This is a genomic window from Microcoleus sp. C2D2, from assembly GCF_036702495.1.
Lineage (GTDB): Bacteria > Cyanobacteriota > Cyanobacteriia > Cyanobacteriales > Microcoleaceae > Microcoleus.
In genome coordinates, this window is the sequence record NZ_JAUBTO010000009.1 from 25734 (window position 1) to 38057 (window position 12324).

Annotated in this window: 10 protein-coding genes; 5 read left to right on the forward strand and 5 right to left on the reverse strand. The window is 45.8% G+C overall.

Features of this window, described 5'->3' with window-relative positions; genetic code table 11:
• Positions 1-350: 350 nt before the first annotated feature.
• On the forward strand, positions 351-3644 hold the full coding sequence (gene nrdJ / locus QUB61_RS05180; RefSeq protein ID WP_333126231.1) for a ribonucleoside-triphosphate reductase, adenosylcobalamin-dependent: 3294 nt from the start codon (positions 351-353) through the stop codon (positions 3642-3644).
• A gap of 104 nt (positions 3645-3748) precedes the next feature.
• Here nrdJ and QUB61_RS05185 read toward each other — a convergent pair whose 3' ends face one another.
• Both QUB61_RS05185 and QUB61_RS05190 read right to left on the reverse strand, forming a co-directional pair.
• A complete protein-coding gene (locus QUB61_RS05185) occupies positions 3749-4954 on the reverse strand; it encodes a transposase (protein ID WP_333126233.1) in 1206 nt (401 codons plus the stop codon).
• Between the two features lie 139 nt (positions 4955-5093).
• Entirely contained in the window at positions 5094-5312 is a 219-nt protein-coding gene (locus QUB61_RS05190) for a hypothetical protein (RefSeq protein WP_333126235.1), read from the reverse strand.
• 161 nt (positions 5313-5473) lie between these two features.
• Between QUB61_RS05190 and QUB61_RS05195 the strand changes: the two genes are divergently transcribed.
• The 3 genes from QUB61_RS05195 (at position 5474) to QUB61_RS05205 (ending at position 8156) form a co-directional block, all read left to right on the forward strand.
• The gene (locus QUB61_RS05195) at positions 5474-5674 is read left to right on the forward strand and encodes a helix-turn-helix transcriptional regulator (protein ID WP_333126238.1); all 201 of its coding nucleotides are present in this window, start codon (positions 5474-5476) and stop codon (positions 5672-5674) included.
• A gap of 318 nt (positions 5675-5992) precedes the next feature.
• On the forward strand, positions 5993-6256 hold the full coding sequence (locus QUB61_RS05200) for a hypothetical protein (protein WP_333126241.1): 264 nt from the start codon (positions 5993-5995) through the stop codon (positions 6254-6256).
• A 4-nt stretch (positions 6257-6260) separates the two neighbouring features.
• Positions 6261-8156, forward strand: a complete 1896-nt coding sequence (locus QUB61_RS05205) for a formylglycine-generating enzyme family protein (RefSeq protein WP_333126244.1) — start codon at positions 6261-6263, stop codon at positions 8154-8156.
• A 91-nt stretch (positions 8157-8247) separates the two neighbouring features.
• Here the strand turns inward: QUB61_RS05205 and QUB61_RS05210 are convergent, their stop codons facing one another.
• Both QUB61_RS05210 and QUB61_RS05215 read right to left on the reverse strand, forming a co-directional pair.
• Positions 8248-8409 carry a hypothetical protein gene (locus QUB61_RS05210; RefSeq protein ID WP_333126247.1) on the reverse strand — a complete coding sequence of 54 codons (162 nt, stop codon included), beginning with the start codon at positions 8407-8409 and terminating at the stop codon, positions 8248-8250.
• A gap of 16 nt (positions 8410-8425) precedes the next feature.
• Positions 8426-9712: a Glu/Leu/Phe/Val dehydrogenase gene (locus QUB61_RS05215; protein WP_333126249.1), complete on the reverse strand. Its 1287-nt coding sequence runs from the start codon at positions 9710-9712 to the stop codon at positions 8426-8428.
• Between the two features lie 432 nt (positions 9713-10144).
• On the opposite strand from QUB61_RS05215, the gene QUB61_RS05220 reads away from it, so the two are divergent.
• On the forward strand, positions 10145-10756 hold the full coding sequence (locus tag QUB61_RS05220; protein ID WP_333126252.1) for a DUF4126 domain-containing protein: 612 nt from the start codon (positions 10145-10147) through the stop codon (positions 10754-10756).
• Positions 10757-10958: 202 nt separating this feature from the next.
• Here the strand turns inward: QUB61_RS05220 and hemH are convergent, their stop codons facing one another.
• A complete protein-coding gene (gene hemH / locus QUB61_RS05225; RefSeq protein WP_333126255.1) occupies positions 10959-12122 on the reverse strand; it encodes a ferrochelatase in 1164 nt (387 codons plus the stop codon).
• Positions 12123-12324: the final 202 nt, after the last annotated feature.

The window sequence follows — 12324 nt, forward strand, 5'->3', positions numbered from 1 at the left end:
AGCCTGTTCTTCACAGCCTTTTTTGAAGATGTCTAATAAGTGATAAGTGATAAGTGATTAACTCTCGAATTATAATTTCCATTTTCAAGCGCGGAAGCAAAGAGAGTAGTCATGCGATAAAGCCGTTTCCCGAATTCTCGGATGAGATTCAAAATAGCGTTATCGATCGCCTCGCCTTAAACGGAACTTACACCGTGTAATGGCTGTAGCGATCGCCCGATCGACCTTCCCGAGTCCGAAGCCCCATATTTAGTGCAAATTGTCAAATTTTTCAAGGTTTCACCCTAAATCTGAATCCTGTTGTATATTCGTAGTCTGTTGATTTATTCCGACACGTCAGTACACAACCTATGGTTCGAGAATTAGAGCGATCGAGTGCCAGCGAGAAACGCAACCTGTCCGATTTCCCCGAAACAGCACCCGCAGCCAATCCAGTATTTTTCAGGACTTACAGCCGCCGTACCGAGACGGGAAGGGAGACTTGGGAGGAAGTGTGCGCGAGAACAGTCAAGGGGCTGCAAAAGCTGGGAAACCTCACCCCCGAAGAAACACAACTGCTGCACCGGATGCAAAACCAGCTCAAAACCCTCGCTTCAGGCCGCTGGCTGTGGGTAGGTGGCAGCAAATGGATCGAGCAACCAGAGAATTTTTCCGGCGCATATAATTGCTCCTCAACAAATATTCTCGACTGGCGTTCCTTTGGTTTGTTGATGGATTTGGCCATGATGGGCTGCGGCACTGGGGCAGTCTTGGAACCACAATATATCAACCAACTGCCGCCGATTCGCAACCGCTTAACCCTAACCATGCAAGGCGAAATCGGCTCTACACCCGCCCAGTTGCGCCGTCAAGCAACCGAAATAAAAATAGCAGAAAAAACTGCAACTATTTATGTCGGAGATTCTCGCCAAGGTTGGGTAAAATCCTATCAAACTTTGCTGGAATTATCCACAGATGAAAGATTTGCAGGAGAAGTTCAAGTATTTATCGATTTGAGCGACGTTCGCCCCGTGGGAGAACCTTTAAAAGGTTTTGGCGGAGTAGCAAATCCGGTGAAATTGCCCGACCTTTATCAGCGCTGCGCCGCAATTTTGAATAAAGCTTTAGGGCGGCAGTTAAATTCAGTTGAATGCTGCGTGTTGATTGATGAAGCTGCGGTCACAATTGTTGCTGGCAATATTAGAAGATCGGCCGGAATGCGTCAGTTTGATTCTGATGACGAACTGGGGGCAAATGCTAAAAATAATTTGTGGCAACAAGATGAAAGCGGCAACTGGAGAATAGATCCAGAACGCGATGCCCTTCGGATGGCCAACCATACGCGAGTTTTCCATACCAAACCTACACTAGAAGAATGTATTGATGCTGTCCGCAAACAGTATTACAGCGGTGAAGGTGCGATTCAATGGGCCGGGGAAGCTGTAGCTCGATCTAACGTTGATTTACTTTCAACACCGAGTCTTAGAAGTGAGTTTTTGAAAGCTTACGACGAAGGAAAAGCTAAAGAGTGGTTGCAGGAACGCCATCCTAATATGACTGCTGGCGAGTTAGAGCATCGGTTAGTCCGTGTGGGCTTAAACCCGTGTGGTGAAATCATCGGCTCTAATTTTCATTGTGTCAGTGGCGACACTCTGCTAATTACTAGAGACGGACTGCATAAAATAAAGGACGTTCTTGGAACTGAAATTGAGATTTGGAATGGTAAAAGATGGAGCTGCGTCACACCATTTAAGACAGCGAGTGATAATTGTGGCGGGCGACGCAAACTTTATCGTGTAAAGTTTGGTGATGGTACTTATCTGGATGCCACAGAATATCATCGCTTTTTTGTCAAGGATCGCTTTGATAAAGTTTACAGAGAAGTTCAAACCAAAGACTTGATGGATACAAGTCGGTATAGCATTCATACTGAACCTTTTACAATTCAGTATGAAGATGGCTTGAATATCGATTCAAGTTATGCTTACACTTTGGGAGTGGCTGTAGGAGATGGAACTACCGACAAAAATGACAAGGCGAAAGTTCGACTTTACGAACACAAAATGGCATTATCAGTAGCAGGAAATAAGTCTCCTGAAAGAAGCTATGACTATTTACCTGCTTTTACCGATGTAACTAACTTGAGCTTTTCTGGAGAGTTGCTGAAAAGTTTGAAAGTTAACCCAGAAGCACTAAATGTAATTGCGAGCTGGAATCGGCAAGCAATTTTACATTTTATTGCTGGATTAGCCGATACTGACGGCTCGAATACCCACAGTAATGGTATCAGAATTTATATTTCTGACCGCGATCGCGCTTTTAGAGTTCAGTTACTTTTGACCAAATGTGGTATTCGTTCGTCGCTAAATCTTTGCGCTCATCAAGGGTCAATTACTAATTACGGTGTCCGAAGTCTGGATTTGTATTACTTGCAAATTACTGACTGTGGTGAAATTCCTTGTCAGCGGTTAGATGTGAGCAAAGGGACGCATGCTAAACACAAAGGTAAATGGCAAGTGGTCAGAAGTGTCGAAGAATTACCAGGATTGCACGATACTTACTGCTTCAACGAACCAGAGTTTCATAAGGGAGTTTTCGGCAATACCCTAGCTGGAAACTGTAATCTTTCTGAGGTTCACCTCAATCAAATTGACCCTTACAATTTCAAAGAACAGGAGGAAGCTTTCAAGGCGGCGGCTCTATCTGTGGCGGTACTTCTCAATCACAAATTTCTTGAACCCCGCTATCAATACAGCCGCGAACTAGACCCGATTGTCGGCGTATCTTTTACGGGATTGTTCGATTTCTTCGTTCACGCTTTTGGCGTTGAGTGGCTGCGCTGGTGGGGGGAAGGCCGCCCGCAAACTCCCCAAGGAATTGCTTTTAAACAGCGGGAAGAAGAGTATTTGACTGGTTGGCGCGAGATAGTCAATGAGGTAGTTTGGGATTATTGCGATCGCCATTCCTTAAAACGCCCAAATCGCTGCACAACGGTTCAACCATCGGGTACTAAATCTCTGCTGACAGGTGCTTCTCCCGGCTGGCATCCGCCGAAAGCCCAGCGTTTCATTCGCCGAATCACTTTCGGCAAAAACGACCCCGTAGCCCTCGCCTGCATCGACTACGGATACAACGTGATTCCGTCTCAATCTGACAAAGATGAAAACGGTAATTTGCTGAACAATCCCTTCGACGAACGCTGTACAGAATGGCTGGTAGAAATACCTGTTGCGGTAAGTTGGGCTGACTTGCCCGGTGCTGATGAAATTGACATTAACAAGTTCTCAGCGGCGGCACAAATGGACTTTTATATGCAGGTGCAAAAGTTCTATGTCAGACATAACACTTCGGCGACGATTGAACTGCGCGAAAATGAAGTGGAAAGTTTGGGCACTCGGATTTATGAAGCCATTCGCGATGATGAAGGCTATATTTCCGCAGCGCTTTTGGCTAGGTTTGATGCTCTTGAAACTTTCCCGCGTTTGCCCTTTGAACCGGTGAGCAAGGAAATTTACACCAAGATGGTGGAAGAGACTTTAGCGCGCCGCCAAATAGATGTTTTTCATGCGGCACTAAGTCGCTATGACTTGGGTGAAATGATGGATTCGGGGCCGGCGGGCTGCGATTCTGATAAGTGTTTGATGCCGGAGACTAAGGCTATGTAATAGCCTTGAAGGAAATCCCCCGTTTGGGGGATTTTTTTATGTTTAATGGCAGATAAACAAAAAATTGTCACTCCCTCCCCGTGTCCGGGAAGGGGTTCTGTAAATTACCCAGCACTGACCTGAGTACAGGTACAGTGTGGGCTTTCAATAGCCCTGAAATGATCTTGCACATTGCAAAACAATCTCGAACCTTCGGGCTTATTTACGAAAGCCCCAATAGCAGCAATATTCTTGCTCCCGTTTAAGTCGGCGTCACCTTTCCAGCCACAATGACCACAAGCGAACTTTTTGCCATTCCTATAAGACTTACCCTTTACAGGGTGAATATGATTGCACTTGTGGCACATTTGGCTAGTGTATCTAGGCTCAACAAACAAAATCTTTACGCTATGCTTTATAGCTTTGTAGATTATAAATTGGCGCAACTGGAAGAATGCCCAGCTATTGCTAAGTCTCCGCTCTTTTTTCGAGCGTGGCTGCTGATTTGTACGATCCCTAATTCCAGTCAAATCTTCCAAAGCGACAAGTTGATTTTTGTTTTGAGCGTTAGTTAAGATACGGTGACTGATAGTGTGATTTACCCATGTCTGAAAGCGCTTTTCCTTGCCCGACAACCGTTTCAACAGTTCTCGACATCTACGCCGAGTGCTCCGTGTGCCTTTCGTGGCTTTTCGCTGGATATTTGCTCTCAACTTGGCATAATGATTTCTAACTTGGGCAATTTGTTTACCGTTAAATGTATCTCCATCAGAAGTAACTGCAATATCAGTCCTACCCAAATCACAGCCCAAAACGCGATCGCTTGGTGGAGGCTCGGCTGGTTGAGATTCAAGCTGAATATTGAGATAGTAACTACCATCTTTGCGTTTGCACAAAGTAGCAGTCTTGGGGTTTTGACCTTTTAACAATCCAAGTTGGTAGTTCCCGATAGCCAGTACAAACCGTTCCCTACCACCAGTAGTAGTCAAACTTACTGTCCAATCTTTTTCCCTAAAAGAAAAGATACGGGTATCGTAAGTGACGCTAGTAGGAGCAAAGCGGATGACTGGCGAACCATCTTTTTTAGCTGTTTTTCTGTTGCCAGAAACCCGTCTAATAGCATGGATTGCCAACTGCGCCGAAAGTCCAAACATATCTCTGACATTGTGATATACCAAGGATTGCATCGCCAATTCATTTGTCAGAGTTGGCGGCACAGTTTGATTCACATATTCACAAGCATTAGCAAACGCCTGAAGGGTTGCATCAATTTTGATGGACTGCTCAGGCGTTACTTGGAGCTTGCAAGATACTGTCAGGACTTGTTTCATGACAAGATTGTATCACGTATTGAATAAATTCTGTTGCGTTTATAGATAATTTGTTCAGCGGGTACGCCTCACGCGCATTCCTCCCGTCACTCAACTGAGTACCGTTAGACTGCGGGACTCCTGCTGTTTTAGTTGAAAATTACCGATCGGATGTTCTGTAGCAACTGTCAGCTTGCTGGGACTCCAGCAGGTCGGGGTTAAATATCACCGCGAAGTTCCCGCCAGGAACCAAGCGACGGAGAATCTCTAGATGACCGTCCGCATCCGATCGAGTGCGGAACTGACCAACTGTCAACCGCTGCATTTTGGGCAGCAAACGAACCAGCACCCAAGGGTAAAGTCGTTCTTTGTAAGGCATAATTAACTTGTCTCCATACGTATGGGAGCCAGAGCCAGTGCTGATAGGTTGGTAGCCGGGACGCACTGGCTTTCTGACGAACGTGATGTTCTCCTCTGATACTACGGACAATTTTTGGTTAAGTCAAGTTAACCATAGGAATTCTGAAATCGGTGCAGTGAATGAGTAGTGTGGGGGAAAAACTCAAACAGCGACGCCAATCGCTGTCTTTGACGCAGCAGCAAGTTGCGGATGTATTGGGCGTGACTGTAACCACTGTGAAAAATTGGGAAGCAGGCAGACATATTCCAAAACTCTATCTCGAACAGACGAAAGCATTGTGCGAGCTCCTGAAGCTGTCCTTAGACGATTTGGTAGATTAATTTTTTTTAATTGGGGTAACTAATAGCAACACGATCAGAGGTGCAATTTACGATTAAATTCCTACTAATTTACATAAAAACCAGTAATGTTAGTATACTATGAAGATTCGCTGCATTGCCACCAAAGAAGCTTATCTACCGGAAAACCATTTAAATCCACCGTTAGACATCACCACATAAACTGATTTTAAACTGATAGTAGGTAAAGAGTATATTGTCTATGCTATCTCTGAATGGCAAGGTAATTTATCATATTATATTTGCGACGAGCGGTATACTTATTATCCCATACACAATCGGGCCCCGTTATTTGAGATAGTGGATGCCAGATATTCTCGGTACTGGCAAGTGCAATTAGCAACTAACGGTTTGTTAGAGATTGCTTTTGAGTATTGGTTCTCCATAGCTTATTTTTACGAAAAACTAACTGACTCAGAAGCAGAAGCTGTTTTGATTTTTGATAAAATAAAAGAACTCATGGACGCTGAAGCTGCAATTCCTCAGCCCCAGCCTTTCTCAGTTGATGAGTTGCTGGCGATGCCTCCATTGCAGCCGGATCAACTAGCAAAAGTCCCTGGTTGAAATCATGTCAAACCACCAAAATGAGCCTAGAGAATACGATGCCGTCCTCGGCGCCCAAAATTTAATTCCTGTCAATGCTGCGGTACTCGGAGGCATCCCCGGCCTTAAAAGCCGCTTAGCCTCGCCCGCGATCGAAGCTAGAATCGCCGCACTCTCCGAAGCGCTGAAATATGGAGAAGCAGGGTTAAATTTGATAATTAAAGCATTGCGGGATGAGTCAATCCCGGTAAAATTTGCTGCCTATGCACTGCTGAAAGATAGAGATGACTTAAAGATTAAACCCAATTTCCCCCAAGACTATCTTCCTACATTTGAATTTGATGTCATCACAGTCGATTCGTATGGACAAGAAAGCAGCCGTCGTAAGTCATTTGCTAGCTTTTTTCCGGAAGACTTAGGACACGGAATTATACTGGAAATGGTTTACATTCCCGGCGGCACATTTATGATGGGTTCCCCCAACGACGAAGCAGGACGAGAGGATCGCGAAAGCCCGCAGCATCAAGTCACAGTACCAGCTTTTTATGTAGGGAAATACCCCATCACCCAAGCACAGTGGGAAGCAGTCATGGGAAACATTAACCCATCGTACTTTAAAGGTGAAAAACGTCCTGTAGAAGATGTATGCTGGTATGATGCTGTCGAATTTTGTGAGAAACTGTCGGAAACAACTGGGAAAACATATCGCTTACTGAGTGAAGCCGAATGGGAATACGCCTGTCGTGCGGGTACAACAACCCCATTTCATTTTGGGGAAACGATTACCCCAGAATTAGTCAACTATAACGGAAACGAATCCACAGATGTGGGGAGTTTTCCCCCCAATGCTTTTGGGTTGTACGATATGCACGGGAATGTTTGGGAATGGTGCAGCGATAAATGGCTTGACAATTATAATGGTGCACCGACTGACGGAAGTTCTTGGGAATCAGGAAACAATAATCGGATGGGGCGCGGCGGTTCGTGGGGCAACGATCCGAGGGATTGCCGATCGGCTGTTCGTAGCTACGATCCGCCGATCGATTGCTCCCTCTTCATGGGTTTTCGGGTTGCGTGTGTTGCTGCACAACCACCAAGATCAAAGAAAATCATGGCCGACGCAAAACTAAGTCCCACAGAGACCTTTCAATTCCAAGTCATCACACTCTACCACTGGGGAAACACCATCAAAACAGAACAGCGACAAGCCGAATACTTTAGTGAAAACCTAGGGCGCGGTGTCAGCTTAGAAATGGTACAGATTCCCGGCGGCACATTTACGATGGGTCCCCCTGACAACGAAGGAGTTAGAAGTAGCGATCGAATTCCGCAGCATCGAGTCACAGTACCGACATTTTATGCAGGGAAATACGCCATCACCCAAGCACAGTGGGAAGCAGTCATGAGAAACAACCCATCGTACTGTAACTGTAAAGGTAGTAAAAAACGTCCTGTAGAACAAGTATCCTGGCATGATGCTGTCAAATTTTGTGAGAAACTGTCGCAAACAACTGGGAAAACATATCGCTTACTGAGTGAAGCCGAATGGGAATACGCCTGCCGTGCGGGTACAACAACCCCATTCCATCTTGGGGAAACTAGTTCTCTAGAATTAGTCAACTATGACCTAAACTATTCCACAACTGTGGGGAGTTTTCCCCCCAATGCTTTTGGGTTGTACGATATGCACGGGAATGTTTGGGAATGGTGCAGCGATAAATGGCATGACAATTATGATGGTGCACCGACTGACGGAAGTTCTTGGAAAACAGGAACAAACAATGATCGGCTGCTGCGCGGCGGTTCGTGGTACAGCAAGCCGTGTGATTGCCGATCGGCTAATCGTCACCACTGTGCGCCGGAGGATGTCAACAGGGGCATTGGTTTTCGAGTGGCGTGTGTGGCTGCGTGGACTGCCTAGCTCTTTACACTCTTACCCTCTTGCGCTTGGCGATTTCCAATCGCTTCTTGTCAAAAAAAGTCTGCGGAGGCGGATTAGGAAAAAACAACGTTTATTTAAAAATATCTTTCCGCTTCTGCAATAGCAAAGTTGCGGTCAAATAAACTGCTGCGTGCAAACCTAAAATTCCCCAATTCAAAGCCAAGTTTTGCCATGTTGTTTCGTAGACTGCACTTTTTTCAAATAGCTGCGGTAAGATTGTACGATCGGGCAATCTTACCGCACTTTTCTCAACCGTTTATGTAATAATCCCGCGTTCCCTTCGCATTCATCGCTTCTCCGAGTCGATTTAACCCGTACACGTAAGCAGCAGTTCTCATGGAAACTGACAATTCCTGAGATTTTTTCCAAATTGCCTCAGTTTCTTCGACCATTTTATGCTTCAACCGCTGGTTGACTTCCTCCAGCGTCCAATAAAGTCCGCTGCGGTTTTGCACCCACTCAAAATAACTAACCGTTACGCCTCCGGCATTAACTAAAATATCAGGGATTACCTGAATTCCCCTCGCTTCTAAAATCAAATCAGCAGCAGAATCAATCGGGCCGTTAGCTACTTCAAAAATAAACTTAGCCTTAACATCATTAACATTGGCTTCCGTTATTTGATTCTCCAAAGCTGCTGGAACCAGCACGTCTACATCTAATGCTAAAAGTTGGTCATTTGTCAAGATTTCGTGTTCGATAATATTGCAAACTGAACCTTCACAGTAAAGAGCTTTGATACCTTTGTTAGAGTTTTTAAAGCCTCGAATACTCGGGATATCCAGCCCTTGTTTAGCATAAATTGCCCCTTGGGAATCGCTGACAGCAACAACTTTATAACCTACTTTCCAGAGCAGTTCTGCTATTTCTGCACCGGCATTACCAAAACCTTGTACTGCTACAGTTGTATCTTGAGGATTTAGCTCAAATTTGGGTAAAATAGTTTGTACTACAAAAAAAGCACCCATTGCTGTGGCGGTATCTCTGCCCAAACTGCCACCAATTGTCACTGGTTTACCAGTCACCACCGCTGGAGAAAGCTGCCGCTTAATAATATTGTATTGATCCATCATCCAACCCATAATCATGGGATTGGTGTAGACATCCGGCGCGGGAATATCGACATCCGGGCCGATGAAATCTGCGATCGCATCGACATAGCCCCGGCTCAACCGTTCCAATTCCAGTTTGGACAATTCCTTGGGATTGAGAGTAATTCCGCCCTTGGCTCCTCCAAAGGGCAAGTTCAAAACTGCACATTTAAACGTCATCCAAAATGCTAAGGATTGCACTTCATCAAGGGATACTTCCGGATGATAGCGCACTCCTCCTTTAGAGGGGCCTCTGGTATTGTCGTAGCGCACCCGATAACCTTGGAAAATTCGCAGGGAACCGTCGTCCATCCGCACGGGAATCGATACAATTAAACTGGATTTGGGATATTTCAGCCGTTCAATCGTATCCTCGGAAAGCGACACATATTTTAAGGCTCGTTCTAATCGGCGACTGGCATCGGCAAATAATGAATCAGACATAATAAGATGAAGGAAGAGGTTCGAGGTAAGAAGAAAGACAGGAGAAGAATTTTGACACGGATACCCGGATTAATTATTGAGTGTCCGTCAGATTTTGAAGTCCGAGGGAAAGGGAAGAAGGAAGAATAGCTGACATCTTAAATTTAAGTATCTCGGCTGACCTACTGGTTTTCCTATACATTTTAATTTAATCACAATCCAGGTTTAATTCTGTCAACTCTCAACAGTCAACTGTCCACAAACTATTTTGTGTCGATCGACTTTTCGAGCAGTGCCAAGTACCGATTAAGGAGATACACTTACAATAGAGGGTGATATTTAAGCTCAAGCCGCCATTTGAGTTCGCGAGTTCAAATCAGTGCCAGCTATCAGGGGAATTAAATTCTGAAATAGATCGAGGCTTTAGCTGACGTTATCCACTCAATTATTATTATGGTTGGACTCCTAGCCGCGCTCTCTGCGTCTGCGGCAGGGGGTATGAGAATTGCCCTGCCCCTGCTGTTAATTGGTTTGCTGCGGGTTGACAAACTTTGGTCGGAAATACCTTTATTGTCTGGGGTTCACCCCCAAGTGGTGCTCACCGTCTTGGTGAGTTGGTCGCTGTTAGAGTTATTTGCTTCTAAAACCTTTGCGGGACAGCGGGTGCTGCAAATTGTGCAAATTATTTTCAGTCCCATTGTAGGAGCAATTATGGGAATTGCGATCGCTCAGGTAAGTTCGATCGACGAAATTATTGCTCACCCTTGGATGCTGTGGATTATTGGTGTTGTCGGAGGTTTGTTGGCTTTAGTGCTGCAACTGGTACAAGCAGGATGGCTTTACCGGCTGCGGGGTTTGCCGATTTGGGTGATTTTCCTCCAAGATGTTCTGTGCATTTCGTTGGTGTTGTTTGCCTTTGACGCCCCGCGGCAGGGAGGGTTAGTTGCTATGATGCTGCTGTGGCTGGCAATTCGCAGTTCTAAAGAGTGGTATCGCTGGTACAGAAGTCAGGGAATACCGGGCGATAGGGGAAATCCCCGCCGCGGCAAGCGCGATCCTAATTAATTAGTGATTAGTTATTGGTGATTACTCATATCGTTTACGGTTGTTTCGGAATGATTTAACCGCAGAGACCGCTCTTGGCGCACAGTTCGAGAAGAGAGAGATGAATACAGGACGATCCCAACGGATTTGATATCATTAGTCATTTGTAACAACAGTCAACAGTCAACAGTCAACGGTCAACGGTCAACTGTCAACTATCAATTTAAAGCAATCCGATCGAGTGTAGCGGGCCCTGACCCGTAATTAACTCCAGCAATAGTGCCACAAAACCAATCATCGCCACACGACCGTTCCAAACTTCCGCCCCCGTGGTCAAACCCCACTCCCACTGCTCTTGAGGGTACATCTTAACTTTCTTGGAAGGGCGTATAACATCAGAGAATTTAACGTTGGGAGATTCTATCGACTCGATGACTAAATCGGCCAAGGCTTCAATAAACACCGGATGAGTATTCAGGGCGGGCACTCGGTAGAAATTCTCAATCCCCGATTCTTCTGCTAATTCTCGATACTCCATGTCAATTTCTTGTAGAGTCTCGATGTGTTCGGAAACGAAACTAATTGGAACTACCAACAAATCTTGGACTCCATTTTCTGCCAATTCGGTTATGGCGTCTTCGGTGTAAGGCTTGAGCCATTCCACCGGGCCCACCCGACTTTGATAAGCTAGAGTGTGTTCGTTCGATCGATCCAAATGTTCCATAATCAGACGAGTGCAATCTTCTATCTCGCGCTGATAGGGGTCTCCCGCCTCTTCTACATAGCTCAGGGGGACGCCGTGGGCGCTAAAAAAGATGTGAACTCGATCGGGATTCGGATTGTGGTCTAGTTCTTGGGCTATCAGTTCCGACATTGCCTGAATGTAGCCTGGCCGCTTATACCAAGAAGGAATCGCGGTATATTCGATATCCTTGAGCGCTGGATCTAGGCCCCACATTTCTTCTAGCTGCCGGAAGCTAGAACCGCTGGTGCTGATGGAAAATTGAGGATACAGCGGCAATATTGTCAAATGTTCTATGCGATCGCGCTTTATTTTGGCTATGGCCTCTTCGGTAAAAGGATGCCAGTAGCGCATCCCCACGTATACTCGAGCATCTTGTCCCTTGGACTGCAATACTTCTTGCAGCGAAGCGGCTTGTTCCTCGGTAATCCGCCGCAAAGGAGAGCCGCCCCCGATGTGGCGGTAGTTTTCCTGGGATTTCTGAAAACGCAGGGTCGAAATCAACCAGGCGAGCGGTTTTTGCATCCACGGAAACGGGATGCGAATGATTTCCGGGTCAGAAAACAAGTTGAACAGGAAAGGACGGACATCCTCGATTTGATCTGGCCCGCCCAAGTTTAATAGCAATACTCCCACACGACCCATAGCGGTTACAGCTCTCCCATCGTCTCAGTTCTGTTACTTATCTCGATCGTTTGACACTCCCGGGCCTGAAGGCGTGGGGATTCTTAATTCATCGACTGACCTTTAAGCGCTATGTCCTGGCGGCAATTCTTAAACCTTTCAACCGTAGAAAATACCACTAATTGACGAGTTCAACTCACAGCAACCGCAGAGGGTCTGTCTC